This is a genomic window from Amycolatopsis xylanica, from assembly GCF_900107045.1.
GTDB lineage: Bacteria > Actinomycetota > Actinomycetes > Mycobacteriales > Pseudonocardiaceae > Amycolatopsis > Amycolatopsis xylanica.
The window spans coordinates 64,575-91,058 of the sequence record NZ_FNON01000016.1 but is presented as its reverse complement, the minus strand read 5'-3'; the positions used below and the strand labels follow the sequence as shown (position 1 = coordinate 91,058).

22 protein-coding genes are annotated in these 26,484 nt (G+C 70.0%); 8 read left to right on the top strand and 14 right to left on the bottom strand.

Features of this window, described 5'->3' with window-relative positions:
• Window positions 1–55 precede the first annotated feature (55 nt).
• Window positions 56–1,579: a S8 family peptidase gene (locus tag BLV57_RS41605; protein WP_091300020.1), complete on the top strand. Its 1,524-nt coding sequence runs from the start codon at window positions 56–58 to the stop codon at window positions 1,577–1,579.
• The gene (locus BLV57_RS41600; RefSeq protein ID WP_091300017.1) at window positions 1,579–3,090 is read left to right on the top strand and encodes a S8 family peptidase; all 1,512 of its coding nucleotides are present in this window, start codon (window positions 1,579–1,581) and stop codon (window positions 3,088–3,090) included. Before BLV57_RS41605 ends, BLV57_RS41600 begins: the two co-directional genes overlap by 1 nt.
• 96 nt (window positions 3,091–3,186) lie before the next feature.
• Here the strand turns inward: BLV57_RS41600 and BLV57_RS41595 are convergent, their stop codons facing one another.
• The 3 genes from BLV57_RS41595 to yaaA form a co-directional block, all read right to left on the bottom strand.
• Window positions 3,187–4,716 (bottom strand): phytoene desaturase family protein, encoded by a 1,530-nt coding sequence (locus BLV57_RS41595; protein ID WP_091300015.1) that lies wholly within the window; start codon window positions 4,714–4,716, stop codon window positions 3,187–3,189.
• 70 nt (window positions 4,717–4,786) lie between these two features.
• Window positions 4,787–6,238: a trypsin-like serine protease gene (locus tag BLV57_RS41590; RefSeq protein WP_245757744.1), complete on the bottom strand. Its 1,452-nt coding sequence runs from the start codon at window positions 6,236–6,238 to the stop codon at window positions 4,787–4,789.
• Between the two features lie 87 nt (window positions 6,239–6,325).
• Window positions 6,326–7,069: a peroxide stress protein YaaA gene (yaaA, locus tag BLV57_RS41585; protein WP_091300013.1), complete on the bottom strand. Its 744-nt coding sequence runs from the start codon at window positions 7,067–7,069 to the stop codon at window positions 6,326–6,328.
• A 65-nt stretch (window positions 7,070–7,134) separates the two neighbouring features.
• Here yaaA and BLV57_RS41580 point away from each other — a divergent pair, with 65 nt between their 5' ends.
• Together BLV57_RS41580 and BLV57_RS41575 are read left to right on the top strand one after the other, a co-directional pair.
• Entirely contained in the window at window positions 7,135–8,100 is a 966-nt protein-coding gene (locus tag BLV57_RS41580) for a GNAT family N-acetyltransferase (RefSeq protein WP_091300010.1), read from the top strand.
• Between the two features lie 47 nt (window positions 8,101–8,147).
• A complete protein-coding gene (locus tag BLV57_RS41575) occupies window positions 8,148–9,068 on the top strand; it encodes a phosphotransferase (protein WP_091300008.1) in 921 nt (306 codons plus the stop codon).
• A gap of 342 nt (window positions 9,069–9,410) precedes the next feature.
• Here the strand turns inward: BLV57_RS41575 and BLV57_RS41570 are convergent, their stop codons facing one another.
• Both BLV57_RS41570 and BLV57_RS41565 read right to left on the bottom strand, forming a co-directional pair.
• Window positions 9,411–10,307 (bottom strand): 2-hydroxyacid dehydrogenase, encoded by an 897-nt coding sequence (locus tag BLV57_RS41570; protein WP_091300005.1) that lies wholly within the window; start codon window positions 10,305–10,307, stop codon window positions 9,411–9,413.
• 7 nt (window positions 10,308–10,314) lie between these two features.
• On the bottom strand, window positions 10,315–10,668 hold the full coding sequence (locus BLV57_RS41565; protein ID WP_091300002.1) for a VOC family protein: 354 nt from the start codon (window positions 10,666–10,668) through the stop codon (window positions 10,315–10,317).
• 118 nt (window positions 10,669–10,786) lie between these two features.
• On the opposite strand from BLV57_RS41565, the gene BLV57_RS41560 reads away from it, so the two are divergent.
• Entirely contained in the window at window positions 10,787–12,535 is a 1,749-nt protein-coding gene (locus BLV57_RS41560) for a proline--tRNA ligase (protein ID WP_091300001.1), read from the top strand.
• Window positions 12,536–12,540: 5 nt separating this feature from the next.
• Complete coding sequence (locus BLV57_RS41555; protein ID WP_143047301.1) at window positions 12,541–13,281, top strand: DUF8017 domain-containing protein; 741 nt, start codon at window positions 12,541–12,543, stop codon at window positions 13,279–13,281.
• Here the strand turns inward: BLV57_RS41555 and BLV57_RS41550 are convergent.
• Genes BLV57_RS41550 through BLV57_RS41540 form a run of 3 tightly spaced genes read right to left on the bottom strand, consistent with a single transcriptional unit; the run spans window position 13,274 to window position 15,763 of the window.
• Window positions 13,274–14,143 (bottom strand): DUF8017 domain-containing protein, encoded by an 870-nt coding sequence (locus tag BLV57_RS41550; protein ID WP_091299997.1) that lies wholly within the window; start codon window positions 14,141–14,143, stop codon window positions 13,274–13,276. The genes BLV57_RS41555 and BLV57_RS41550 overlap by 8 nt on opposite strands.
• Window positions 14,140–15,039, bottom strand: a complete 900-nt coding sequence (locus BLV57_RS41545) for a DUF8017 domain-containing protein (protein ID WP_091299994.1) — start codon at window positions 15,037–15,039, stop codon at window positions 14,140–14,142. Before BLV57_RS41545 ends, BLV57_RS41550 begins: the two co-directional genes overlap by 4 nt.
• Window positions 15,040–15,058: 19 nt before the next feature.
• Window positions 15,059–15,763 carry a haloacid dehalogenase-like hydrolase gene (locus BLV57_RS41540; RefSeq protein WP_176969051.1) on the bottom strand — a complete coding sequence of 235 codons (705 nt, stop codon included), beginning with the start codon at window positions 15,761–15,763 and terminating at the stop codon, window positions 15,059–15,061.
• A 114-nt stretch (window positions 15,764–15,877) separates the two neighbouring features.
• Here BLV57_RS41540 and BLV57_RS41535 point away from each other — a divergent pair, with 114 nt between their 5' ends.
• Window positions 15,878–16,825 carry a YhgE/Pip domain-containing protein gene (locus tag BLV57_RS41535; RefSeq protein ID WP_176969047.1) on the top strand — a complete coding sequence of 316 codons (948 nt, stop codon included), beginning with the start codon at window positions 15,878–15,880 and terminating at the stop codon, window positions 16,823–16,825.
• On the opposite strand, the gene BLV57_RS41530 is transcribed toward BLV57_RS41535, so the two are convergent.
• Window positions 16,763–17,173, bottom strand: a complete 411-nt coding sequence (locus tag BLV57_RS41530; protein ID WP_091299988.1) for a secondary thiamine-phosphate synthase enzyme YjbQ — start codon at window positions 17,171–17,173, stop codon at window positions 16,763–16,765. The two genes, BLV57_RS41535 and BLV57_RS41530, sit on opposite strands and share 63 nt — an antisense overlap.
• A 107-nt stretch (window positions 17,174–17,280) precedes the next feature.
• Between BLV57_RS41530 and BLV57_RS41525 the strand changes: the two genes are divergently transcribed.
• On the top strand, window positions 17,281–19,344 hold the full coding sequence (locus BLV57_RS41525; protein ID WP_218134997.1) for a glycoside hydrolase family 2 protein: 2,064 nt from the start codon (window positions 17,281–17,283) through the stop codon (window positions 19,342–19,344).
• Between the two features lie 111 nt (window positions 19,345–19,455).
• On the opposite strand, the gene BLV57_RS41520 is transcribed toward BLV57_RS41525, so the two are convergent.
• The 5 genes from BLV57_RS41520 to BLV57_RS41500 all read right to left on the bottom strand — a co-directional run bounded on the left by BLV57_RS41520 (window position 19,456) and on the right by BLV57_RS41500 (window position 26,140).
• Window positions 19,456–20,445 (bottom strand): GlxA family transcriptional regulator, encoded by a 990-nt coding sequence (locus BLV57_RS41520; protein WP_091299985.1) that lies wholly within the window; start codon window positions 20,443–20,445, stop codon window positions 19,456–19,458.
• A 125-nt stretch (window positions 20,446–20,570) separates the two neighbouring features.
• On the bottom strand, window positions 20,571–21,011 hold the full coding sequence (locus BLV57_RS41515) for a hypothetical protein (RefSeq protein WP_091299982.1): 441 nt from the start codon (window positions 21,009–21,011) through the stop codon (window positions 20,571–20,573).
• Window positions 21,012–21,096: 85 nt separating this feature from the next.
• On the bottom strand, window positions 21,097–24,156 hold the full coding sequence (locus tag BLV57_RS41510; protein WP_091299980.1) for an AfsR/SARP family transcriptional regulator: 3,060 nt from the start codon (window positions 24,154–24,156) through the stop codon (window positions 21,097–21,099).
• A 47-nt stretch (window positions 24,157–24,203) separates the two neighbouring features.
• Window positions 24,204–24,848, bottom strand: coding sequence for a response regulator transcription factor (locus tag BLV57_RS41505; protein ID WP_091299977.1), 645 nt, complete (start codon window positions 24,846–24,848; stop codon window positions 24,204–24,206).
• A gap of 29 nt (window positions 24,849–24,877) precedes the next feature.
• Window positions 24,878–26,140, bottom strand: a complete 1,263-nt coding sequence (locus BLV57_RS41500) for a sensor histidine kinase (RefSeq protein WP_245757743.1) — start codon at window positions 26,138–26,140, stop codon at window positions 24,878–24,880.
• Window positions 26,141–26,484 lie beyond the last annotated feature (344 nt).

The following is a 26,484-nucleotide window of genomic DNA, read 5'->3' as shown; positions in this document are numbered from 1 at the left end:
TCGCCCGCGCCGTCACTTCGACAGTGGATCGACCACCCGAGTGAACGGAGTCCTGATGCGTGAACATCTAATCCCGGTCGCGCTGCTGCTGAGCGCGGTGACGTCGCTGGCGCTGGCCGCGCCCGCGTCGGCCGGTCCGGAGGGGACGATTCGCGGCGCGGGCGCCGAAGGGGCGGTGCCCGGCAGCTATGTCGTGGTGCTGAAGTCGGGCGCGCCGAACCGCTTGACCGCGAAGTACGGCGGCAAGGTGACGCGCACCTACGACTCGGTGCTGAAGGGCTTCGCGGTCGAGGCGAGCGAGACGCAGGCGCGCAGGCTGGCCGCCGACCCCGACGTCGCCTACGTCGAGCAGGACGCCGTCGCGCACATCACGGACACGCAGAACAACCCGACCTGGGGGCTCGACCGGATCGACCAGAAGAACCTGCCGCTCGACGCGAAATACAGCTACGCCAACAAAGGCGAGGGCGCGACCGTCTACGTCGTCGACACCGGTGTCGACATGCGGCACACCGAGTTCGGCGGCCGCGCGACCAGCGGCTACGACTTCATCGACAACGACTCGGACGCGTCGGACTGCCAGGGCCACGGCACGCACGTGGCGGGCACGGTCGGCAGCGCCACGTACGGCGTGGCCAAGAACGTGAAGATCGTCGCGGTACGAGTGCTGAACTGCAGCGGGACCGGGCAGTACAGCCAGATCATCAGCGGCATCGACTGGGTCGCCAAGAACGCGCGCAGGCCCGCGGTGCTCACCATGAGCCTGGGCGGCTCCGCGGATTCCAGTGTGGACAACGCGGTCAAGGGCGCGATCGCCGCCGGGATCACGAACACGGTCGCGGCGGGCAACGAGGGCCAGGACGCGTGCAACGTCTCGCCCGCGCGCACCCCCGAGGCGATCACGGTCGCGTCGAGTGACAACCAGGACAAGCGGTCGATCTTCAACTCGTCGCAGTCGTCGAACTACGGCAGCTGCACCGACCTGTTCGGGCCCGGCTCGAACATCACGTCGACGAAGAACGGCGGCGGCACCACGCAGATGAGCGGCACATCGATGGCGACCCCGCACGTCGCGGGCGCGGCGGCGCTGTACCTGACCGCGAACCCGTCGGCGACGCCCGCGCAGGTGGCGTCGGCGCTCATCGACAACGCGACGCCCGGCAAGATCACCGACGTCAAGGGCTCGCCGAACAAGTTGCTGTACACCGGTTTCATCGGCGGCGACGTGCCCTCGTGCGCGGGCGCCACGAACGGCGACGACGTGGCCATCCCGGACGCGGGCGAGGCCGTGACCAGCTCCGCCACCGTGACCGGCTGCGACGGCAAGGCCACGTCGTCGACCCGGGTTTCGGTCGGTGTCAAGCATTCCTACACCGGTGACCTGAAGATCGACCTCGTCGCGCCCAGCGGCGCGGTGATCCCGCTCAAGCAGGCGGGCGGCGCGAGCACGGTCGACCTGAACACCACGTACACCGTCGACGCGTCGGCGGAGAACCGCAACGGCACGTGGAAGCTGCGCGTGCAGGACGTCTACCGCTACGACACCGGTTCCATCGACACGTTCGGGGTGAGTTTCTGATGCGAGGTGTGCGGATCACCATCGTGGCCGGGCTGATGCTGGCTTCGACGGGCACGGCACTGGCCGCCCAGCCGGAAGGCGCCGTCATACCGGCTCGCGAGCACTTCGGGGACCAGTACATCGTCGTGCTGCAGGACGTCAGCGCGTCGGCCGCCGACTTGGCCAGGCAGTACGGCGGCTCGGTCCGGTCGACGTATTCCGCGGCGCTGCGCGGATTCTCGGCGCACCTGTCCGCGCAGCAGGCGCGTCGCCTGGCGGCGGACCGGTCGGTGAAGGCGGTGTACGAGGACGGCACCGCGCGTGCCGCGGACACGCAGAACAACCCGACCTGGGGCCTCGACCGGATCGATCAGAAGAACCTGCCGCGCGACAACAAGTACACGTACCCGAACTCGGGTGAGGGCGTCACCGTGTACGACCTCGACACCGGGATCAAGCCGGACAACCCCGAGTACGAGGGCCGCGCGTCGGTCGGCAAGGACTTCGTCGGCAGCGGCGGTAGTGACTGCAACGGCCACGGCTCGCACACGGCGGGCACTATCGGCAGCAAGACCTACGGCGTGGCGAAGAAGGCCAAGATCGTCGGCCTGAAGGTGCTCGGCGCCGACTGCACCGGCAACGGCCCCGACTCCGCCGCGGTCGACGCGATGGAATGGGTGACCGCCAACGGCGTCAAGCCGGCGGTCGCGAACATGAGCCTGCGGATGGACCAGGTCGGTCTGGGCGACGACGTGCTGAAGCGGTCGGTCGCGGCCGGGTTCGTGTACTCGGTGGCGGCGGGCAACGAGTCGCAGGACGCGTGCAACGTCAGCCCGGCCCGGGTGCCGGAGGCGATCACGGTCGCGGCTTCCGACGAGAACGACAATCGCGCGTCCTTCTCGAACCTCGGCACCTGCGTCGACATTTTCGCGCCGGGCAACAACATCACGTCGCTCGGCCTGTCGAACGGCTCCTCGGCCAACATGAGCGGGACGTCCATGGCGACCCCGCACGTGACCGGCGCGGTGGCGTTGTACCTGGCGGCCAACAAGTCCGCGACGCCTGCTCAGGTGCGTGACGCGCTGGTCGCCGGTGCGACCGACGGCGTCATCAAGAACCCGGGCTCCGGCTCGCCCAACAAGCTGCTGAACGTGTCGTTCATCGGCGGCGGCCCGGCTCCGGCCTGTGGCGTCAAATCCAACACGACCCCGGTGTCCATTCCGGACGCGGGCGCCGCGGTGACCTCCTCGGTCACCCAGGACGCTTGTGCCGGCAAGGCTTCCGGCTCGCTGCCGGTCAAGGTGGACATCGCCCACCCGTACTCGGCCGACCTGGTCATCGACCTGATCGGCCCGAGCGGCGCGGCGTACTCGCTGCAGAAGGCGGGCGGCCTGCCCGTCGCGGGCGGCATCCACACGACCTACACGGTCAACGCGGCCACCGAAAACGCCAACGGCACCTGGAAACTCCGCGTCCAGGACCTCTACCGCTACGACACCGGCTCGATCGAAGCCTTCTCGATCACCTTCTGACCCGTAAAAAAATCCCAATGTGGCGTTCGTCAGCTTTGACCTGACGAACGCCACATTGGTGGGCTGAAAACTGACGAAAGCCACATTGGGATTTTTTTAGCCGGCCTGGAGGAGGGCCATGGCGGCGTTGTGGCCGGGGATGCCGCTGACGCCGCCGCCGCGCTGGGCGCCCGCGCCGCAGAGGAGTACCCGGTCGTGGGCGGTTTCGACGCCCCACTTGCCGACCATCGAGGGGTCCGACGCGTAGGGCCATGCGAGGTCTCGGTGGAAGATGTGGCCGGCGGGCAGGCCTAGCTCGGCTTCGAGGTCCAGTGGGGTTTTCGCTTCTATACAAGGGTTTCCGGACGGGTCGAGCCACAGGCAGTCTTCGATCGGCTCCGCGAGCACGCTGTTCAGTGAAGCGAGCGTCGCCTTGAGGGCCTCAGCGCGGGCCGAGTCGTTGTCCCCCGCGAAGAGGCGCGCGGGCATGTGCAACCCGAACAGTGTCAACGTCTGCGCGCCAGCGGCTCGCTCCGCAGGCCCGAGGATCGTCGGGTCGGTCAGCGAGTGGCAGTAGATCTCGCACGGCGGAAGCGTGGGGATCTTGCCGGAGTCGGCCTCGGCGTAGGCGGTCGCCAGCTGGGAGTAGGTCTCGTTGACGTGGAACGTCCCGCCGAACGCCTCGCGCGGGTCCACAGCGGAGTCACGCAGGCGAGGCAGGCGCGAGAGCACCATGTTCACCTTGAGCTGGGCGCCTTCGGGCGTTTCCGACGGCGACTCGCCGAGCAGGCGCGCCAGTACGGGCGGGGCGACGTTCGCGAGGACGTGGCGGCCGCGCACCACGTGCTCGGCGTCGTCCAGGCGGTAGCGCACCTCGCCGGACGGATCGATCGACAGCACCTCGGCGCCTGGCACGAGTGTCGCTCCCGCGGTGCGTGCGGCGTCGGCGAGTGAGCCGGTGACCGCGCCCATGCCGCCGACCGGGACGTCCCAGTCACCGGTCTCGTTGCCGATCAGGTGATAGAGCATGCAGCGGTTCTGCCGGAGTTCGGCGTCGTCGGCGGGCGCGAACGTCCCGATCAGCGCGTCGGTCAGCACGACGCCGCGGACGGTGTCATCGCCGAAGGTCTCCTCGAGCGTCCCGCTGATCGGGCGCTCGAACAGCGCTTCCCAAGCCGTGTCGTCGCCGACACGGGCGCGCAGCTCTTCCTTGCTGGGCAAGGGTTCCGTCAACGTCGAGAAGGTGCGCTCCGCCACGCGCGCAGTCATCGCGTAGAAGCGCTTCCAGGCCTCGAAATCGCGGCTGGAGCCGGTGATCGCGGCGAACGACCCGGCCGTGCGGGCGGCGTCGCCGGTGTCGACCAGCAGGCCGCCGTCGCCCGCCGGGGTGTACGACGACATCCGGCGCCGCCGCAGGTCCACCGGCAGGTCCAGGTCGGCGATGATCTTCCTCGGCAGCAGGCTGACCAGGTACGAGTACCGCGAGAGCCGCACGTCGACCCCGGGGAACGCGCGGAACGACACCGCGGCGCCGCCGACCTCGTCGCGGCGCTCCAGCACGAGGACGCTCCGCCCGCTCCGTGCCAGGTAGCACGCCGCCACCAGCCCGTTGTGCCCGCCGCCGACGACCACCGCGTCGTAGTCCATCCAGATCCTCCTCAAACAGGTACGCCGCGACCATCGTGGCCGCGGCGTACCGGGGAGGACAAGAGGATGATCAGGACACGTTCAGGGTGTACGTCGCCGTGCCGGTCTTGCCTGCCGAGTCGGTGGCGGTGATCGTCACGGTGTAGGTCCCGGCCTGGAACGGGGCCACGACCTGCATGGTCGAACTGCCGCCGCTGCTGATGGTCGACGGGTTGAAGAACGGCGCGAACGGCAGGCCGGTGCCGCTGGCCTTCAGCGACAGGCTGCCGCTGCCGCCGGTCGCGGTGACCGTCGCCGAGGTGAAGAAGCCGGGCCGGGCGGACCCGCTGCCCGGGCTGACCGTGACCTTGATGTCGCCGGTCGGCGGGGTGCCGGTGCCGACCGTGAGCGTCAGCGTCGTGGTGGCGGTGTCCGTGGTGCCCTTGCCGGAGATCGTCACCGAGTAGTCGCGCTGCGGGGTGTTCGCGGCGGTCTCGATGGTGACCTTCGCGCTGTCGCCGGAGTTGATCGACGCGGGCTGGAACGTGGCCGTCGCGCCCTCGGGCAGGCCCGAGGCGGTCAGGTCGACCTTCTCGCTGCCATTGGTGCCCGCCTTGCTGGTCACGGTGGCCGAGACGTACTTGCCGGGATCGACCTTCACCGCGCCCGGCGTGACGGCGAGCGTGAACTTGTCCTGCGTCGGCGGGGTGCCGATCTGCTGGTTGACCCAGTCGCCCATGTCGTTGTTGAGCCTGCCGTAGATGCTGTACCACTTGAAGTCGCTGCGGCTCCACGACGCGACGCCCGCCACCTTGCCGTCGATGATCAGCGGGCCGCCGCTGTCGCCGGGCAGGATCGTCGGGTTGCCGTCGGCGAACCCGGCGCAGATCATCGTCGCGGGCTTCACGCCGTTGCCGACACCGGTGCACTGGCCGGGGTCGCGGACCGGCAAGGTCGCTTTGTCGACCGTGACGTCCTTGGAGTCGTCGTTGAAGTCCTTCTTGCCGTAGCCGACGCCGACCCCGCTCTTGCCCGGCTTCGACAGCTCGGTGTCCGACGAGCCCGCGACCTTGGCGTACTGGCCGTTCGGCACCGGGATGTCCGCGTCGGTGGTGACGACCGCGACGTCGTAGCCCTGGTCGAAGTTGACGTACTTCGGGTGCGTGTCGTAGCTGACGACGCCGAGCCTGGTGCCGCCGCCCGCGTTGAGGTCATCGAGTCCGTACAGGAAGGTCTTCGTGCCCTCAGCGGCCTTGCAGTGCGCGGCGATCAGGATCTTGCGCGGCGCGACGACCGAGCCGGTGCAGGTCTGGCCCTGCGGGCGGGAGCCGCCTTCGCGGAGCCCGGCGATGATGAAGGGGAATTCCTTCACCGAACTGTCCTGGCCGTTGTAGAACTGGGTGCGCATCGTCGGCGGGATGTGCACGTCGCCGGTCGGGGCGACCGCGGCCGACGGCTCCGCGGCGGCCACGGGGCCGGGGAGCGCGCCGACGATGCCCAGGCCGAGCGCGAGCAGCCCCAGTACTCGGTGAGTTCGTTTCACGGTGATTCCTTTCCGATGATCCTGCGGCCACTGTCCGTGGACGGGGTGCGCGGAACAATCGGGGAGGAAATCCGTAGGGGTACTGAACTATTGGTGGTCGGTGACCAGTTCGAGCTTGCGCTCACCGGTGCGCTCCACTCGCAGCCCGGCCTTGCCGATCAGCTTGACCAGCCCGTCCACAGTAGACGGCTCACGGCTCGCCGTGGCCAGCACGGCGGCGAGCTTTCCCTTGTAGGACTTGTTGAAGTGGCTGACGGTCTTGCGCACGCCGCCGACGTCGGTGACCACGCGCACGTCCACCGCCTGCGGGATGCGGGCCAGCGCGGAGTACGCGCCGGAGCGGAGGTCGACGATCAGGTCGTCCATCCCCGCGAAGACCGGCTCCAAAGTGGGCCGCCACAGGCTGCGCAGCGTGCCGAGCGAGGGCATCGTGGTGTTGCCGGAGAGCCGGTACGCGGGGATGCGGTCCCCGGCCTTGACGATCCCGAACAGCGCGGACGCGACCGCGAGCCGCTGGTTGGCCTTCGCGAGCGCGGCCTTCGAGAAGCTGCCGATGTCGAGCGCGTCGTAGAGGACGCCGGTGTAGCGCTTCAGTCCCGGCAACGTCGGCGAGGACCACAGCTCGGCGTTGCGGGCGACCTCGTCGGCCTGGTTCGGCGTGATGCCGAGGGTGGTGATGCTGGCTGGCACGTCCTCGGCGAGCTCGGACAGCGCGTCGGCCAGCTTGCGGCGGACCGGGGTCAGCTCGGGGTGCGACAGCGAGTCCAGGTCCAGTGACGGGCCGTCGCCGCCGAGGGCCTTGGTTTCGGAAGGGGGGAGGAGCACCAGCACGCCCCAAAGGGTAGACGTGCGTAATTCGGATGCGACGGGCGGAGGCGCGACCTTAGCCTCGATCCATGGAACTGCAGTGGCGCCCCTTGCGGCTTGACGACACCGTGCAGCTTGCCAAGGTCTTCGCTGCTTCCGAAGCTCTCGACCCGACCGGCGAGCACTACAGCGCCGACGACCTCCGCGAGGAGTTCGACAGTCCGCTCCTCGACCTGGACGAGGCGTCCATCGCGGGGTGGGACGGTGACCGGCTGGTCGCGTACGGCCTGGTCCAGCGTCGTGAAGAGGCCAATCCCGAGCACAAGATGCGCGTCGAAGGCATCGTTCACCCCGACTATCGCGAGCCCGGGGTGGCCGGCTACCTGGCGGACTTCTTCGTGCGCGCGGGCAAGCGCGTGCACGCGAAGACGTTCCCGGACGCGCCGCTCGAGTTGCACGGTCACGCGTCGGAAAGCCAGGGCTGGATGACGGACGTGTTCGAAGGCCACGGCTACCGGCGTTCGCGCACCCTGATCGACATGCGCGCGCCGTTCGAGACGCTGCCGCCGGTGAAGCCGCTGCCCGTCGAGCTGCCGCTCGTCCCGTATGAGGACAAGTACGAGGAGCTCACCCGGCTCGCCGTCAACGAGACCTTCGCGGGGCACTGGGGCAGCGCCGCGCAGTCACCGGAAGGCTTCCGCCACAACATCGCCGGTCACAAGGACTTCCAGCCGGACCTGTCGTTCCTGCTGTTGTCGGCGGATCGGGACGAGGTCGTCGCCTACGTGCTGAGCGCGTTCTTCGAGTCCGACGCCGAGGCGACCGGTGTCCGCGAGCTCTACGTCAGCCACGTCGGCACCCGGGCGGCGCTGCGCGGCCGTGGCGTCGCGACCGCGTTGCTCGGGCACACGCTGGCCGAGGCGAAGGCGCGCGGCTTCCAGCGTTCGGTGCTCAACGTCGACCTGGAGAACGTCAACGGCGCGCTCGGGATCTACGAAAGGTGTGGTTACGGCGTCGACCTGCGCTGGTTCAACTTCATTCACCCGGTCGAGTGAGCACCCGGTACTCTTGCCCAGGTCGGTGAGGGTTTCCAGGGGGTGCGATGCGGGCGGGCTGGCAGGATCTCCCGCTCCCGATCCGTGCCGCGGTCGAGCGGAACCTCGGCTCCCCGGTCACCCGCTCGCTGCGCCAGTCCCCGGAGTTCGACGGCGGCGTCTCGGCCCGCCTGCACCTGGAAGACGGCCGCTGGGTCTTCCTCAAGGCACTGCCGTCCTATAGCCAGCGCGTCGGCGGCTACCGCGCGGAAGCCGAGGTGGCGGGCTCGCTACCGGCCTCGGCCCCGGTCCCGCGGCTACTGTCGCTTGTGGACGGTGAGTGGTACGTACTGGTGTTCTCGGACATCGAGGGCACCCGCCCGAAGCTGCGCCCCGGCTCGCCGGACGTGTCGGCCGCGCTCACGGCCCTGGGAGCGTTGGCGCGGACGTTGACGCCCTGTCCCATCGCGTCGGCGCCGAGCGCGCTCGACGATCTCGGGCCGCTGCTGAACGGCTGGCGCGAGCTGCGCCTCGACCCGCCGCGCGACCTCGACGCCTGGTGCGCCCGCAACCTCGACGCGCTGGTCGCGATGGAGACCTCGTGGCACCCGTGGGCGGAGGGGGACACGTTGCTGCACAACGACTTGAACCCGTCGAACCTGGTGCTCACCGGGCCAGGCCGGGTGCTCGTGATCAACTGGCGCTACCCGGCCCGTGGCGCCGCGTGGCTGGACCTGGTCTCCCTGGTGCCGCACATGCTCGCGGCGGGCCAGGAACCGTCGGATGTGGACCGGCTGCTGCGCCGCCGCCCGGCCTTGACGGGTATTCCCGCGTGGGCGGTGACGGCGTTCGGGGTCGCCTTGGCCGGGCATGCCGAACGCAGCTGCCGCCTGCCCGAGCCGCCCGGCACGACCGGCGTCCGCGTCTACCAGGAACGCCTGGCCACAGTCACCCGCCGCTGGGTCGCCCACCGCACCCTGTGGTCGTGAGTGTTTAGACCGGTTAGAACCGGCAACGCCACTCACGACCCCTGCCTAGCCCGGCACCCAGGCCTGTATGAGGGGAGCCTTCATACAGGTCTGGGTGTATGAGGGGAGCCTTCATCGCGTATAGCGGCATGAAGGGAGCCTTCATACAGCCCGGCTTGTATGAGGGGAGCCTTCATGCAAGCCAAGCTGGGCGAGGGAACCCCTGCCCGCCCAGGAGGTAAGCGCGCCCAGCCCAGGTCGTGAGTGGCGTTGCCGGTTAGAACCGGCCGTACCACTCACGACCCCTGGGCTGGGGGAACTGGGGTCGTGCGCGTTGCGGGCGGTTCTAACCGCCCGCAACGCTCACGAGTCCTTGACCACGTGCAGCAAGGGTTCCCCGGCGCTGAACCGCCGCAGCTGCTCCTCGACCAACCGCTTGGCCCGCGGGTAGAACGAGGCCGACCCACCCGCCACATGCGGCGTCAGGATCACCCCTGGAATCGTCCACAAAGGATGGTCACCCGGCAGCGGCTCCGGATCCATCACGTCCAGCGCGGCCCGCAGCCGCCCCGACGAAGCCTCGGCAACCAACGCGTCGGTGTCCACCGCCGACCCCCGCCCCACATTCACGACCAGCGCGTCATCAGGCAGCAAGGCCAGCCCCGCCGCACCCAGCAGCCCGCGCGTCGAAGCCGTGTCGGGCAGGATCAGCACGACGATGTCCGCCGAGGGCAGCAGAGACGCCAGCTCCGAGATCCCGTGCACCCCCGGGCGCGCCGACGAGGCCACCGGCGTCACCACGGCCTCGGCCGCCAGCAGCTGCCGCGAGATCGCCTGGCCGATCCCGCCGTACCCGATCAGCAGCACCCGGCTGTCCGCGAGCGAGCGGGTGTGCTCGCGCGACCAGACCCCGGCCGCCTGCTGCCGGATCCATCGCGGCAGGTCCCGCTGCGACGCGTGGATCAGCGCCATGGCGTGCTCGGCGACGCTCAGGTCGTGCAGACCCTGCCCGTTGCACAGCTGCACGCCAGGGGGCAGCAACGGCCGGACCTTGTCCACCCCGGCCGAGAGCGACTGCACGGCGCGCAGCGACGGCAGACGGCCGAGCAGCTCGAACGGCTTCGGGTACGTGTCGTAGGGCAGGACGTAGAACTCGACGTCGCCGGCGGAGGCGGGGAAGTCGCCTCGGCCGTCGTACACCTCGACCGGGAGACCGGCGGGCACGTCGAGGTCGGGCCAGGGGATGAGTACGCGAGTCACCCGATCATCATGCGTGAGCGGCGCCGACGCAGAACTCGTTGCCCTCCGGATCGGTCAGTACCGTCCAGCCGAAACCGGGTACCTCATGCTTGCCCACCTCCTTCGCGCCGAGCGCGACCAGGCGCGCGACCTCGCCATCGGAATCCTCCGTGGTGAGGTCGAGGTGGAGCCGGTTCTTGCCCGCGCGGGGCTCCGGGACGCGCTGGATGCCGATGGCGACCGGGCTGGCGTCCGAGGACAGGACCAGGTACTCGCCGAAGAAGTCCTGGCTGACCTCCAGCCCGAGCGCCTCGGTCCAGAACGCGGCGAGCGCGCGCGGGTCCGCGCAGTCGATGGTGACCATGCCTACCGAAAGAGTCATACCCGGCACGCTAGCCCCGGGCACCGACAAAACCGGATAACCGGTTGAGGCGGCCCCACCCCCCTTGACTAGGCTGCTGAGAACGTATATCCGGCCGTTTGCCGCGAGGAGCCCAGAAGTGATCACCAGGATGTCGTCGTTGTTCCTTCGCACACTGCGCGAGGATCCGGCGGACGCCGAAGTGCCGAGCCACCGGCTGCTGGTGCGCGCCGGCTATGTCCGCCGAGTCGCACCGGGCGGATACTCCTGGCTGCCGCTGGGCCTGCGGGTGCTGCGCAAGATCGAGAACGTCGTGCGCGACGAGATGAACGCGATCGGCGCGCAGGAGATCCAGTTCCCCGCGCTGCTGCCGAAGGAGCCCTACGAGGCCACCGGCCGCTGGACCGAGTACGGCGACAGCCTCTTCCGCCTCAAGGACCGCAAGGGCGGCGACTACCTGCTCGGCCCGACACACGAAGAGCTGTTCGCGCTCACCGTGAAGGGTGAATACAGCTCGTACAAGGACTACCCGGTCGTCCTGTACCAAATCCAGACCAAGTACCGCGACGAGGCGCGCCCCCGCGCGGGCATCCTGCGCGGGCGCGAGTTCGTCATGAAGGACTCGTACTCCTTCGACCTCGACGACGCCGGGCTGGAGACCTCGTACCAGGCGCACCGCGAGGCCTACACCAAGCTGTTCGACCGGCTCGGCATCGAGTACGTGGTCGTCAAGGCGACCTCCGGCGCGATGGGCGGCTCGGCCTCCGAGGAGTTCCTCGCGGTCGCCGAAACGGGTGAGGACACCTACGTCCGCAGCACCGAGTCGGGCTACGCGGCCAACGTCGAGGCGGTCACCACGCCCGCGCCCGCCGCGCAGCCGATCGAGGGCCGTCCCGAGGCGAAGGTCCACCACACGCCCAACACGCCGACCATCGAAAGCCTGGTCAACTTCCTGAACGAGGCCGGCCTCGGGCGCACCTTCACCGCGGCGGACACGCTCAAGAACGTGCTGGTCAAGACCCGCAAGCCGGGTGCGAAGGAGTGGGAGCTGCTCGCCATCGGGCTCCCCGGCGACCGCGAGGTCGACGCCAAGCGCCTCGAGGCCGCGCTGGAGCCCGCCGAGTTCGAGCTGCTCGAAGAGGCCGACTTCGCCAAGAACCCCTTCCTGGTCAAGGGGTACATCGGCCCGAAGGCGCTCAAGGACAACGGCGTGCGCTACCTCGTCGACCCCCGCGTCGTCGACGGCACCGCCTGGGTGACCGGCGCCGACGAGAAGGACCACCACGTCGTCGACCTGCTCGCCGGCCGTGACTTCGTCGCCGACGGCACGATCGAGGCCGCCGAGGTCCGCGAGGGCGACGCCTCGCCGGACGGCCAGGGCACGCTGGTCGCCGCGCGCGGCATCGAGATCGGGCACATCTTCCAGCTCGGCCGCAAGTACGCGGACGCGTTCGAGCTCGACGCGCTCGGCCCCGACTCCAAGCCCATCCGCATCACCATGGGCTCGTACGGTGTCGGCGTCTCGCGGCTGGTCGGCGTGCTCGCCGAGCAGAATCACGATGACATCGGCCTGATCTGGCCCCGCGAGGTCGCGCCCGCCGACGTGCACATCGTCATCGCGGGCAAGGACGAGACGATCGCGGCGGGCGCCGAGAAGATCGCCGCCGAGCTGGACGCCGCCGGGGTCGAGGTCATCCTGGACGACCGCAAGGCGACCCCTGGCGTCAAGTTCGCCGACGCCGAGCTCGTCGGCGTGCCGACCATCCTGGTGGTCGGCCGCGGGCTGGCCAACGGCGTGGTCGAGGTCAAGGACCGGCGCACCGGCGACCGCGAGGAGATCGCGGTCGACAGCGTCGTCGAGCACCTGGTCAAGGTGACCGGACACTAGGAGGAATGACGGTGGGCGGGAAGCGGCTGAAGATCTCGCTGCTTCTCGCCGCCGTCATTCTGCTCGGCGCTGTCGGATACGTCGGGTTTCGCCTGTTTTCGCCGAGCGAAACCACGCACACCGAGTCGCGCAACGCCCGGGTCCCGTACTCGCGCCCGCCGTCCGTCGTCGTGCCCGCCGTGGTGCCCGGCTGGCAGTCGGTCGCCGGGCGCGACGGCTCGTACGCCTACGACGTCCCGCCGGACTGGACGCCCAAGCCGGAGACCATGCGCAACTGGCAGGCCGACGGCCGCGGCCCGGTGCTGCGGCTCGCCCGTCCCGCCTTCCACGGCAAGGGTTACTGCGAGAGCGACCGTGACCGTCCGCGCGGCGGCACCGGCGTCGCCACCTCCAAGGCGCCGGACGCCTCGGTGAAGATCGCCACCGAACTCGCCAAGCACGTGTACGGCAACGCGAAACTCGAGATCGAGCCCTCGCAGGAGACCCAGATTCCCTTCGAGCACGGCAAAACCCGGACAGGTGTCATCACGATGATCGAGGTGACGCCCGAGCCGGGCGAGTGCGAACCGGCCAAGGCCTACGTCGGCGCGATCTCGATCGCCTCGGGTGAGAACGGGAACCCGAAGTGCGCGGTCATGGCCGTCTACTCGGACGACACCGTGAGCCGTGAGCAGGCGCTGCAGATCCTCAAGAGCTACCGCTGGGTGCCGCCGTCGAACCGCACCACCACGGTCCCGCCTAGGTAGTCGGCCGGATCGTCGAGATGATCTCGTCCGAGACGGCGTGCGGCAACGCGTTCGAAACCTCTTGGTCGGCCAGGATCATGTGCACCGAATAGTGCCCGGACGCGGGGTCGGTGGCCAGCGGCAGCGCGACCGCCGTGATGGTCGCGCTCGGCGCGCCACAAGGGGAAGGTTCCGCCGGGTGGATGGTCGCGGTGATCTCCGTGGCCTCGACCGAACTCGCGAACACGCGCACGGAGCGCGGATCCGAGAGCGTCACCTCGGGCCGGAGCATCCCGTCCGACGAGCTGAACGCGGCGTCCGCCCATTGCAGAGCCGACTCGCGCGCGGCGTCACGCGGGCTGCGGACCTCGTCGCTGCCGATCGTGCTGAACCCGGTCTGCGCCCGCGACGAGATGTCCTGCTCGGCGCAGAAGCCGTTCTGATAGTGCGCGACGCCGTGCAGCGAGAGCGGGTTGCCGTTCGGGTCCTCCAGCGCGAGCACCATGCCCGCGTCCTCGACGGCCCAGTCCGGCGGCACGTCGTAGACGAACGGGTTGTCCTCGGCCGTCACGGGCCGCCAGCCGATGATCGACGGCACCACCTGCGGCCGCGCCGGTTCGGCTGGCACCGGGCGCGGCGGGGGAGCGGCCTGCTGGGTTGACCCGCCGAGCATGACCACGACCAGCAAGAACGACAGCATCGTGAGCCCGCCCGCGACGGAAAGCCCCACGCGCAACGGGTTGTCGAGTATCGGGCGGTACGGCGCCGGGATCTCGACCGGCGGCGCCACCGGCAACGGTTCCGTGTCCGGGGCAGGGGGCAGCGGCCGCCCGGTGAGCGGGTCGACGAAGCACAACGGCTCCTCGGGCGGCCAGGCGGTCACTTCAGCGGCCTCAGGCTCGCGACGATCTTCTTGGCGTCCTCGGCGGGCAGCGAGTCGGGCGTGCCCTGGTCGACGGTGATCAGGAAGCACGTGGTCTTGTCGCCGTTCTTGAACGCGGCCGAGACCACCAGCACGTTCGGCGCGCGGCACTCCTCCGATTCGGGCGAGGTGAACGTGACCGTCGCGCTGCTGGCCTGGATCGTGCCGCCCGCGATCGGCAGCTGGCTGACCGGCGGGTCGGCGATCTGGGGCGGCTGGGTGTCCTTCTCGGTGCTGCCCGCGATGGCCCACGCCTTGGCCGCCTTCATCGCGGCCTCTTCCGGAGCCATCTGGTCGACGGTGACGAAGCCGAGCCTGCCGCGGTTGGAGCCCCGCGATTCGGGGCAGGCGCCCGCTTTGTAGACCATCGACTCGTGCATGACGACCTTGGTCGGGCCGTCGTCGTACCCGGCGGTGCGGCCGGGCTTGGTGTCGAAGCCCGAGGGGATGTCGTAGGCCGCTCCGTCCTTAATGGACTTGAGGCCCTGCCAGCCAGGCGTGGTCGACTCGGTCTTGTTGTCCTCCGGCACACCGCTCGCGGACGGCGAGGACGGCGCGGGCGCCGACGTCGGGGGCGGCGGCGCGGCCTGCTGCTCGTCCTTGCTGGTCAACACGAACAGCAAGGTGATGCCCACCGCGATGACGATGACCAGCGCGACGGCGGCGATCCAGAGCCCGGTCTTCTTCTTGGGCGGCTCCGGCGGCGGGTAGCCGCCGAAACCCTGCGGCGACTCGAGCTGGTACTGCTGCGTCTGGCCGAACGGCTGTTGGTACTGCTGGTCGTACGCTTGCGGAAAGCCCTGCTCGTAGGGCTGCTGGGGCTGATTCGGCCAGCCCTGGCCCCCTGGGTTCGACATGCGGGCAGCTTAAACCGGCTCAAACCACCGTGCCGAGCAGCGCGCTGTGAACCGCGTTCGTGTCCGCGAGATCAACCAACACGGTGTGGGCGCCCGCATCGCGCAGTTCGTCCGCCGTGTACTTTCCCGTCGCGACCGCGACGGCCACCGCGCCGTGGTCCAGCGCGGCCGCCACGTCGTTCGGGGTGTCGCCGACGACGACCACCGACGAGTACGCGAACTCGATGCCGTGCTTGGCGCTCGCCGCCGCGACCGCGTGCGGCACGAGATCGGGCCGATGCGCGGAAAGTGAGCCGTAGCCACCGATTTCGAAGTCGACGTGCGCGTGCAGGCCGAACGCGGACAGCTTGTGCCGCGAGATCTCCGGCAGGTTCCCGGTGACCAGCGACTGCACGATCCCGCCCAGACCGGCCACAGTGGACAGTGCGGCCGCCGCGCCGGGGAGCGCGCGGCCGAGCTGGGTCAGCGTCGGCAGTGCGCGCTCCGAGATGTCGATCAGCGAGGCCCACATTTTGGCGATCGTGTCCTCGGTCACGTCGATGCCGTGCCGGGTGAGGATGTCGGTGGTGATGGCCCGTTCGGTCTGGCCAGCGAAGTACGGCTGTTCCCGCAGTTCGACGCCGGTCGCCGCGGACAGCGCGGTCCGGTACCACTGCGCGCCGACGCCGCTGAGGTCGACGAGCGTCTGATCGATGTCCCAGAGCACCAGCCGGTGCGGAGTAATCACGTGACCGACGTTACCCGGCCGCTCTTATTCAACGTGTGTTGATTTCATGGTGCGCGCGGGCTACTGTTGCGCTCGATTAATTCATCAAGCGACGAATAAATGGAGGCTGCGATGACCGGTCGACTCCCGCTGCCGGCGGCGCTCGCCGGCGCGCTGGTGGCCGTGGTGCTGGGGTTCCTCACGTTCGGTGCCCAGGCGACCGTGGCACCGGACCACGTCCCGGTGGCCGTCACCGGCCCGATGGCCGAGAAGCTGGCCGCGCATGGCGGCGACGCGCTCGCGTGGCGCGTCACGACGCCTCCTGAGGGGCGGCGGCTGCTGGAGGACAAGGAGGTCTACGGCCTGCTCGACCTCACTGGCGGCCAGGCGACCGTCATGGTCTCCGGCGCGGTGAACCCGTCGGGCGCGCAGGTCGCGCAGCAGGCGCTGACCGGCGCGGCGCAGGCGTTGACCGGCGCGGTCAAGGTGGAAACGCTGCATCCGGCCAGTGCGGCGGGCCGCACGGCGCCGCTGGCGTTGAGCGCGCTCGCGTGGGTCGGCGCGCTCGCGGCAGGTGCGCTGCTGACGCTGCGCGGCAGGCCGGGGCCGGGTGCGCGGTTCGCGCAGGCGCTCGGCTCCGGTGTCCTGCTGACCGGTGTGCTCGCGGGGTTCCTGAAGCTGTGGGACTCGTCGCTGCCACTCGGCTGGGACGTGCTCGGCTTCGTTTTCCTTGCCGCGACGGCGTTCGCGGCGCTGCAGGCGGGCCTGCTGCGGCTGCTGGGCATCCGCGCGATGGCGATCCTCGGCCCGCTGTACCTGGTCGCGCCCGCCGTCGCCGGTCAGGTCCCGGAGCTGCTGAACCCGGCCTACCGCACGCTGCTGTGGTCGTGGACGCCGTTCCGGTTCTCGGCCGAGGGCCTGCGGAGCCTGCTGCAGGGCGCGCCGGACGCGCCGGACGTGATGACCGGCGTGTGGGTGCTGACCGGGATGCTGGCGGCGGGTGTGCTCGTGCTGCTGCTACCCGGCAAGCAGGCTGAACCGCACGCGGCGCACGGGGTTGTCGAGGTTGGTGTCCACTAGGCAGATCGACTGCCAGGTGCCCAGCGCCAGCACCCCGCCGAGCACGGGGACGGTGGCGTACGGCGGGATCAGCGCGGGCAGCACGTGGTCACGGCCGTGGCCGGCGCTGCCGTGCTGGTGCCGCCAGCGCTCGTCGCGGGGGAGCAAGCTGTCGAGCGCGGTGAGCAGATCGTCGTCGCTGCCCGCGCCGGTCTCGAGGATCGCCAGCCCGGCCGTCGCGTGCGGGACCCAGACGTGCAGCAGGCCGTCCTCGGCGTCGGCCTCGGTGAGGAACCGCTCGGCGTCCCTGGTCAGGTCGTGCACCACGGCGCGGTTGCCGGTGCGCACCTCGATCTCGACGGAGTACATGACTGCCACCGTACGACCTTCGGACGTTGACGCCCGGGTGAGACCGTCGCTAGCGTGCGTTCGGCCCGCCAGCCAGCGTTCACATCCATGAATTATGAGGTGGTGTTGTGGCCCGGTTTCGCCTGCTCGGCCTATCCCTGATCCTCGCGGCGACGAGCTTCGCCTTCGTGCCCGCCGTGCACGCGGTGACCGAAGTGCGCCAACAGACGACTCTCGACGCCGGCTGGCGGTTCGTCCGCAGCGACGTCGCCGGTGCGGAGACGCCCGGTTTCAACGACTCGGCGTGGACCGCGACCAGCGTCCCGCACACGTGGAACGCGCAGGACGGCCAGGACGGCGGGAGCAACTACTACCGCGGCGTCGGCTGGTACCGGAAGCACTTCACGCCGTCCGCCGGGCTGGCGGGCAAGAAGCTGTGGCTGCAGTTCGACGGGGTCAACTCGGTCAGTGACGTGTGGGTCAACGGGACCAAGCTCGGGCAGCACAAGGGCGGTTTCGCCGGGTTCCGCTTCGACGCGACCGCGGCGGTGCGCCTCGGCCAGGACAACGTGCTCGCGGTCAAGGTCAGCAACGCCGCGAACGCCGACATCGCGCCGCTGCAGGCGGACTTCACGTTCTACGGCGGCATCTACCGTGACGTCTCGCTGCTCGCGGTCGACCCGCTGTCGGTGCGGCTGGGCGACTATGGCGGCCCGGGTGTCTACGTGCGGCAACGCGCGGTGACGGCCGCGTCGGCCGACATCGACGTCACCACCAAGGCGTGGAACAACTTCGCGGCGTCGAAGAACGTCCGCCTGCACACGGTGGTGCGTGACGCGGCCGGGACGGTGGTCACGGAGAACACGACCGCGTCGCGCGCGGTGGCGGCGGCGACCGGGTTCGAGCAGGTGCAGCGGCTGACCATCCGGAACCCGCATCGCTGGCAGGGCAAGGAAGACCCGTACCTGTACAAGGTGAGCGTCGAGGTGCTCGATGGCACGCGCGTGGCCGATGTGGTCACCCAGCCGCTCGGCCTCCGCTCGTCCACTGTGGACCCGGCTGCCGGCTTCTCGTTGAACGGCAAGCATCTTGCGCTGCACGGCGTGAACGCGCACCAGGACCGTCTCGACCAGGGCTGGGCCGTGCCGCCGTCGCAGCACGTCCAGGACTTCGACCTGATGGACGAGATGGGCGTCAACGCGCTGCGCACCGCGCACTACCAGCAGGCGCAGCAGGTCTACGACCTCGCCGACCAGCGCGGATACGTGGTCTGGGCGGAAATCCCGCTGGTGGACAAGGTGACCGACTCGGCCGCTTTCCGCGCCAACGCCCAGCAGCAGATGTACGAGCTGATCCGGCAGAACTTCAACCACCCGTCGATCGCCTTCTGGGGCATCGGCAACGAGCAGCGCACCAACGACGCGGTCACCAACGACATCCTCGACCTGCTCGCCAAGCAGGTCAAAGCCGAGGACTCCGGCCGCTTCTCGACCTACGCCACCAACCAGGGCGACACCGACGCGTTGTCGTCGCACGCCGACGTGAGCGGCTACAACCGCTACTACGGCTGGTACAACAAGTCCGCCACCGGCCCCGGCGCGTGGGCGGACGCCTTGCACGCCAAGGATCCCGCCCGCGAGATCGGCCTGAGCGAGTACGGCGCGGGCGCCAGCGTGATCCAGCACGAGGAGAACCCGGCGCCGCCGGTGACCACCTCGCGCTGGCACCCCGAGGAGTACCAGAACATCCTGCACGAGAACCACTGGAAGCAGATCTCCACGCGGCCGTTCCTCTGGGGCACCTTCGTCTGGAACATGTTCGACTTCGGCGTCGACAGCCGCTCCGAGGGCGACACCCTGGGCCGCAACGACAAGGGCCTCGTCACGTACGACCGCTCGATCCGCAAGGACTCCTTCTACTGGTACAAGGCGAACTGGACGAACACGCCCTTCGTCTACCTGACGAGCCGCCGCTGGACCCAGCGCACGGCCGCGTCCACGACGGTCAAGGTCTACGGCACCGCGGACTCGGTCTCCTTGTCCCTCAACGGAACCCCGGTGTCCACAAAGACCTCGGCCGACCACATCTTCACCTGGCCGATCACCCTGAAGCCCGGCCCCAACGTCCTCACGGTGACAGGAACCCGAGCAGGCCAAACCTTCACCGACACGGTCACCTGGACCCTCACCTGACCCACCCCTCCCCGAACCCCGAAAGCCACTTTCGTCAGGTGTGATAGCCCGAAAGCCACTTTCGTCAGATCGCATCTGACGAAAGTGGCTTTCGGGCTTTCAATGGCCTGGTCAGCTGGCTCGGAAGGTGCTGCGGTAGGCGCTGGGGGAGACCCCGAGCGTTGATTGGAGGTGCTGGCGCAGCGACGCCGCCGTTCCGAAACCCGAGTCGGCCGCGATCCGGTCCACCGGCAGGTCCGTCTGCTCCAGCAGCTGCCGGGCGCGCTCGATCCGTTGCTGCGTAAGCCATTGCAGCGGCGAGACGCCCACCTCCTCGCGGAAGCGGCGGGTGAACGTCCGCGTGCTCATCGACTGCCGCGCGGCCAGCTCCTTCAGCGTCAGCGGCCGGTGCAGCTGCTCGAGCGCCCACGCCCGCGCGTTCCCGGTGGTCGCGAACTGGGGTTCGGGCACCGGGCGCCGGATGAACTGGGCCTGCCCGCCCTCGCGGTGCGGGGAGACGACCGTCCCGCGCGCGACGTCGTTGGCGACCGCCGAACCATGGTCGCGGCGGATCATGTGCAGGCAGAGGTCGATGCCCGACGCCACGCCCGCCGAGGTCAACACGTCGCCCTCGTCGGTGTAGAGCACGTCGGGGTCGAGCTTCACGGCCGGGAACAGCGCGCGGAAGTCGTCGGCCGACCGCCAGTGCGTGGTCGCGCGGCGCCCGTCGAGCAGTCCGGCCGAGGCCAGCACGAACGCGCCGGTGCAGATCGACGCGATCCGCGTGCCCGGCCGGATCCGCGCGAGCGCGGCGGCTAGCGCGGGCCCGAGCTGGCCGTAGTAGCGAGGCTCGTCGTCGTCGTGCGAGGCGGGGACGACCACCGTGTCCGCGGTCGCCAGCACCTCGGGCCCGTGCGGGACGGTGATCGTGATGTCGGTGTCCGTCCGGATCGGGCCGGGGGTGACCGCGCAGGTCAGGACGTCGTACAGCCGCTCGCCGCCGATCTTCGCCTGGCTGAACAGGCGGTGCACGATGCCCAGTTCGATGGGCAGCATCCCGTGCCGGACGAGCACGGCCACCCGATGACGCTCCATGGCTCGATTCTGACACATATCGGCCATCAGGCCAGAGTCGTGGGGGCATCGCCGGCCCCAACCGGCGATGCCCCCACGAGTCCTTGGGCCCCCAGTCCGGCGCGGACGGTCAACCCCCGTTGACCGACCCCCTTGTGCGCCGGCGACCCGTGTCACCTCGTCCTGATGTACCGGAAAGGCTTGTACGCCAACGCCTTCCGGCCATGCGTGTAGTCGACCAGGTGCAGCACCGTGCCCTGGCCGTCCACCTGCTCGTACCCCCAGAACCTGGTCCGGCGCCGGTTCGCCCACGCGCCGAAAAGGATCGTGCCGTCTTGGCGCAGCAGCGCGTCACCCGGCGCCAGCTCCGCCTTGGCGATCTCGTACCCGGCCTTGGACAGCCCCGCGGTGTCCAAGCCGCCGGGGATTCCCCACGCCATCGAGATGTAGCCGGCGCAGTCGGCCCGGTAGGCGCCGTGCTCGTTCTCGTGGAACGCGTCCCGGCTATAGGGAACCGAGGGCCGCAACCAGCTCGCCGCCCGCGCGATGATCTCGTCGCGGGTCGTCTGCCGTCCCAACCTCAGCAGTGACTTGTCCGGCGCGGTGGTGACCATGTTCCCCTCGCTTCTGCTCACCTCGTTCGATGAGCCAAGCTTGGCCGACGCCGCCAGAGATCCCCTCCAGAGAGTCAGGGGTCACCTATAAGTTCGCTATAGACACGCTGTTTCGCCAGGTCAGCGGGGTGTGCGCGGCCAGCTCGGCGAGCTCGCGGCCCCCGGTCGCGGCGAACAGCTCCAACGCCTCCTGCCACAGCGTCCGGCCATCCTCCACCGCGGCGGCGAGATCGCGCAAGGTCCGCGCGCGCCACAGCGGAAGATCGAGTTCGGTCCACTGGCCGAGCGCGACGGTCAGCAGCTCACTCGCGCGGTCGAGTTCGCCGCGCGCCAGCGCCAGCTCGCCCGCGGTCCTGGTCATCAGCGCGACGCCGAACCGGTCGCGGTGCTGCGCGCAGACTTCCAGGCACGAATCGAGCAGCTCGGCGACGCCGTCGACCTCGCGTTGCCGGATGCGGGCCTTCGCGAGCGACTGCCGCGCGTAGGCGGCGCCGAGCGCGTCGCCGACGTCGCGCAGGATGATTTCGGCTTCCCTGCTGAGATCGACGGCCTCGCCGAGCTTGCCGTTCGCGCGGTGACACAGGCTCAGCGCGCGCAACGCGAGCGCCTCGCCGCGCCGGTCGCCGAGCTCGCGGTACAGGGCCACGCACACCTCGAACGACCCGGCGGCCGCGGCCAGCTCGCCGTGATCGCGGCTGATCGCCCCGGCGCCGTAGCGCGCGGCCGCGAGCACCGTGTCGTCGCCGATACGCTCGGCGAGCCCGGCCGCCTCGCCCAGGTCTTCGAGCGCCTGCCCGAACTGCGCCAGATCCCGCCGCACGGTGCCGATTCCGACCAGCGCGACGGCCAGCGTCGCGTCGTCGCCGACGGTCACCGCGTGCCGCTTCGCCAGCTGGAAATGCTCGAGCGCGGTCGCGAAATCGTCCTTCTCGTAGAACAGCTGCCCGAGCCCGGCCAGCACGGCGGCCTCGGACCGCAGGTCGCCGGACTTCCGCGCGGCGGCGAGCGCGACCTCGTGCGTGCGCTGCCAGCCGTCGAACTCGTTGCGCGCGGCGAACGGCGAGGAGAGCAGCGCGGTGATCAACGTGGTGGTGACCTCGTCGATGCCGAGCTCGTGCGCGCGCTCGACCGCGCGGACCACGGCCGCGGTCTCCGATTTCAGCCATTCCGTCGGGTTCTGCTCGGCTTCTTCGATGAGTCGGGGATCGGTGACGACCGCGGTCTCGATCTTCGGCCGGAGCCCGAGCGTCACGCGCGGCAGCCGCTTCGCGCCGGCTTCGACGAGCGCCATCCACGTGGCGAGCGCGCGGCTCAACGCGGCCGCGACCAGCTCCGGCGGCTCGGTTTCGGCCTGCTCGGCGCCGAAGAGCTGGACGAGGTCATGGAAGCGGTACCGCACACGGCCGAGCGGATCGATGCCGACCACGTCGAGCAGCCGCAGGTCGACGAGCCGTTCGACGATGTCCTCGGCGTCTTCGAGCGAGACCTCCAGCAGCGGCGCGGCCAGCCACAGCCCGAAGTCGGGCAGGTCGAGCAACGCGAGCAGGTGGAACGCGCGGCGATGCCGTTCGTCCAGCTCGGCGTAGTTCAGCCGCAGGCTCGACCGGATCGCCAGGTCACCGACGGCCAGCTCGTCCAGCCTGCGGCGCTCGTCGGACAGCCGCGACGCGAGCGCGCGCAACGGCCAGTGCGGCCGGGCGAGCAGCTTCGCCGCCGCGGCCCTGATCGCCAGCGGGACCCCGCCGCAGAGCGAGACGATCGTGTGCGCCGCCTCGGGTTCGGCCGCGACCCGTGCCGGGCCGATGATCTTGCGCAGCATGTCGACCGCGGCTTCGGTGGAGAAGAAGTCCAGCTCGATCGGCGCGATGCCTTCGAGCCCGGTCAGCCGCGAGCGGCTGGTGATGATCACCAGGCAGTGCGGGTCGCCGGGCAGCAGCCGCCGGACCTGGTGCTCGCCACGCGCGTTGTCCAGCACGATCACGAGACGGCGGCCCGCGACCTTGCGGCGGTAGAGGTCGACACGGTCGTCGAGGGTGTCCGGCAGATCGCTGCCGCTGATGCCGAGCGCGCCGAGGAAGCGCCCGAGCACCTCCTGCGCTTCGAGGTCGCGCTCGGAGCCGCGCAGGTCGGCGAAGAGCTGGCCGTCCGGATAGTCGCCGCGCAGCAGATGCGCCGCGTGCACGGCGAGCGCGGACTTCCCGGCACCGCCGAAGCCGGAGATCACGACCGTCGGTGTCGCGGTGCGGGTGTCCATAGAGGACTGTCCAGCCAGCCGGAGCACGTCGCCGAGATGTTCGGCGCGACCGGTGAAATCGCCGATGTCCGGCGGCAGGTGCCGGGGGACCACGTACTCGTCCTGCTGGCGTGGCGCCGGAACGTCCGGGCGCGCGACCGGCTTCTTGACGGCCAGCGTGCCGTTGAGGATCTCGGTGTGCAGGGTCCTGAGCTTCTCGCCGGGCTCCATGCCCAGCTCGTCCTGCAGATGGCGGCGGCCGTCGCGGTACACGGCGAGCGCGTCGGCGTGCCTGCCGCTTTCGTACAGCGCGCGCATCAGGAGCCCGCGCGCCTCCTCGCGCAGCGGGTTGGCGGCGACCAGCTGGGTGAGGCTCGCGGTGACCTCGGCGCCGCGACCGAGTTCGAGCAGGCAGCGGGCGCGGCCTTCGGTGGCGCCGAGCCGGTCCTCTTCGAGCGCGTCCGCGCCGGCACGGGCGAACGCGGTGTCGACGCCGCCGAACGCCGGGCCGCGCCAGAGCCGCAGCGCCTGCTCATAGCGCTCGTGCGCCTCCGCGTGGTTCTCGCGGCGCTCGGCTTGCCTGGCCTTGTCGATGAGCTGCTCGAACGCTTCGAGGTCGCAGTCGTCCGCGGTCACGTCGAGCAGGTAGCCGGGCGGGCGCGTGACCAGCGCCTCGGCCGTGCCCGCCTCGCCGAAAGCGCGCCTGAGCTGGGAGATGTAGGTGTGGACCAGCGCGGTGGCCGAGCGCGGCGGCGCGTCGTCCCAGATGAGCGCGATCAGCCGTTCGACGGAGACGACCTGCCGGGGCTGCAGGAGCAGGGCGGCGAGCAGCGCCTTCGGCTTCGGGCCGCCGAGCGGGATTGTGCGCTCGCCCGCTCTGAGCTCGATCGGGCCCAACGCCTGGATGCGCATTTCGCTTCTCCCCAGCAGGACAGTGCGCGGTGATTTTGGCACAGTTTTCAGGCCTGGAGGTACTTCAGCACCGCGAGCACGCGGCGATTGTCCCCCTCGGACTGGTGCAGCCCCAGTTTGCCGAAAATACTGGTCACGTGCTTTTCGACGGATCCCGCGGAGAGGAACAGCTTGGCGCAGATGGCCGCGTTCGACCGGCCCTCGGCCATCAGATCGAGAACTTCGCGTTCCCTTGTCGTCAATCTGTCGAGTTCTCCGGTTTTACGCGTGGCTGAAAAGAGCTGGCTGACGACCTCGGGATCGAGCACCGTCTCGCCGTCGGCGACCCTTTTGAGCGCGTCGAGGAAGTCCGAGACCTCGGCGACGCGGTCCTTCAGCAGATAGCCGACCCCGCCCGCCCGGTCGGCGAGCAGTTCGGCGGCGTACCGGGTTTCGACGTACTGGGAGAACAGCAGGATGGCCTGTCCCGGCTGCTCTTTGCGGAGCGCGATGGCGGCGCGCAGGCCCTCGTCGGTGTGCGTCGGCGGCATCCGGATATCCACAATGGACACATCGGGCGCGTGCGCCTTGACAGCCGCCTCCAGTGCGGCGGCGTCCTTGACGGCGGCGACGACCTCATGGCCGCGCAGGGTGAGCAGCTCGACGAGACCCTGGCGGAGGATGGTCGAGTCCTCCGCGATCACGACCCGCACTGCCGTACCCCCTTGGTGACAGCACCACCTTAGCCAGTCAGGGGGATCGATGCGGTCACAATGGTCGGCCCGCCGGGCGGACTCGAGACGTCCAGCGCGCCATCGACGACGCGCAGCCGTTCGACGATCCCGGCCAGCCCGCCGCCGGGGGTGATCCTGGCGCCGCCCGGCCCTTGGTCCGAGACGGTGACTTCGAGCGCGTCGGTGGCCCTGACCTGCAGATGTATGCCGTCGGGGGCGTGCTTGGCCGCGTTGGTGAGCAGCTCGGCCGCAGTGAAGTAGGCGATCGTCTCCAGCGACGGCGGTGGCCGCGTGCCGACGTCGACGTCCAGCTCGACGTCCACCCCGATCGTGGTGACCAAAGTGGACAGAGCGACGTCCAGCCCGGCGTCGAGCGCGGGCGGGTGGATGCCCCTGGCGAGGTCGCGCAGTTCGATCAGGGCCTGCTTGGCGTTGGCGTGCGCGGTGGTGACCAGCTGCCGCAGCTGGGCGACATCGGGGCTGGCCCCGTCCAGCTCGTCCTTGGCGATCCCGAGCTTCATCGCGAGCGCGACCAGCTGCGCCTGCGCCCCGTCGTGCAGATCCCGCTCGATCCGCCGCAGCTTCACATCGGCGTCCTCGACGGCCGCGGCCCGGCTGACCTCCAGGTCCCGCACCCGTTCGCTCAGTGTTTTGGGCCCGAGCAGCCCGCGTACCAGCAGCTTGTCCACCCCGACCATCAGCCGGATCACCCACGGCAGCGCGATCAGGAGGCCCACCCCGAGCAACGCGAGCGGGAAGCTCAGCAGCCACGTGTCGGTGCGGATGCCGAACATCGGCATCTCCCGCCCGCCCGTGGTGTGCCAGAAGAACGGGTAGAGGACGGTCGCGACCCCGCCCACCACCATCCACGCGGTCACCAGCAGTTCCCCCGCCGCCACCGGCACCCGCAACACCAGGTAAGCGACGGCCCGCCACGCGATCGGATCCCCGATCCGCGCCTTGAACCACTTCCCGAACCCCGGCTCCATCGGCCGTGAGGCGGGCACCCCCACCTTCACACCCAGCAACCTGCCCGCGAGCCGCCGATGCACCCCACCCAGCGCCCGCACGAACCCCAGCACACCCGAGAGCAGCAGCAACCCCACGAACAGCGGCGAGACCACCACCCCGACGGCCAGCCCCGCGACCACCAGCACCAGGCACACGGCGGCCAGCGGAACCCCGACCAGCACCCACCCCAGCTCGGCCCCGAACCGCCGCCGCCCGATCTCCCCCACGACCAGCCGAACCCCAGGATGCACCCGCTTCACACCCCCACCCTGCCTCCCCGCCCCACCTCCCGCCCACCGGGTTATCCCCCAACCCACCCGAAGGACCGGCACCCGCCCCCGCAAGTCGACCCCCGTACCCAGCCAGACGACACGCGACCATAGACGGACGACACGCGTACCTGGACGGACGACACGCCCGGCATCGCCCGCCCATCCCCGTACACGAACCGCAAAGTCCCGTACGCGAACCGCAAACTCGCGTACGGGACGAGCAAACTCGCGTACGGGACCGGCAAACTCCCGACCAAGATCAACTTGCCCGTCCCGCATGCGTCTTTGCCGCTCGCGCACGGGTCTTTGCTGTTCCCGTACGCGTGTTTGCC

Excerpts from the sequence above, each read along its gene's own strand:
- BLV57_RS41605 (WP_091300020.1), top strand. The coding sequence starts at position 56 with ATGCGTGAACATCTAATCCCGGTCGCGCTGCTGCTGAGCGCGGTGACG.
- BLV57_RS41600 (WP_091300017.1), top strand. The coding sequence starts at position 1,579 with ATGCGAGGTGTGCGGATCACCATCGTGGCCGGGCTGATGCTGGCTTCG.
- BLV57_RS41595 (WP_091300015.1), bottom strand. The coding sequence starts at position 4,716 with ATGGACTACGACGCGGTGGTCGTCGGCGGCGGGCACAACGGGCTGGTG.
- BLV57_RS41580 (WP_091300010.1), top strand. The coding sequence starts at position 7,135 with ATGGAACTGCAGTGGCGCCCCTTGCGGCTTGACGACACCGTGCAGCTT.
- BLV57_RS41575 (WP_091300008.1), top strand. The coding sequence starts at position 8,148 with ATGCGGGCGGGCTGGCAGGATCTCCCGCTCCCGATCCGTGCCGCGGTC.
- BLV57_RS41565 (WP_091300002.1), bottom strand. The coding sequence starts at position 10,668 with ATGACTCTTTCGGTAGGCATGGTCACCATCGACTGCGCGGACCCGCGC.
- BLV57_RS41555 (WP_143047301.1), top strand. The coding sequence starts at position 12,541 with ATGACGGTGGGCGGGAAGCGGCTGAAGATCTCGCTGCTTCTCGCCGCC.
- BLV57_RS41545 (WP_091299994.1), bottom strand. The coding sequence starts at position 15,039 with ATGTCGAACCCAGGGGGCCAGGGCTGGCCGAATCAGCCCCAGCAGCCC.
- BLV57_RS41535 (WP_176969047.1), top strand. The coding sequence starts at position 15,878 with ATGACCGGTCGACTCCCGCTGCCGGCGGCGCTCGCCGGCGCGCTGGTG.
- BLV57_RS41530 (WP_091299988.1), bottom strand. The coding sequence starts at position 17,173 with ATGTACTCCGTCGAGATCGAGGTGCGCACCGGCAACCGCGCCGTGGTG.
- BLV57_RS41520 (WP_091299985.1), bottom strand. The coding sequence starts at position 20,445 with ATGGCCGATATGTGTCAGAATCGAGCCATGGAGCGTCATCGGGTGGCC.
- BLV57_RS41515 (WP_091299982.1), bottom strand. The coding sequence starts at position 21,011 with ATGGTCACCACCGCGCCGGACAAGTCACTGCTGAGGTTGGGACGGCAG.
- BLV57_RS41510 (WP_091299980.1), bottom strand. The coding sequence starts at position 24,156 with ATGCGCATCCAGGCGTTGGGCCCGATCGAGCTCAGAGCGGGCGAGCGC.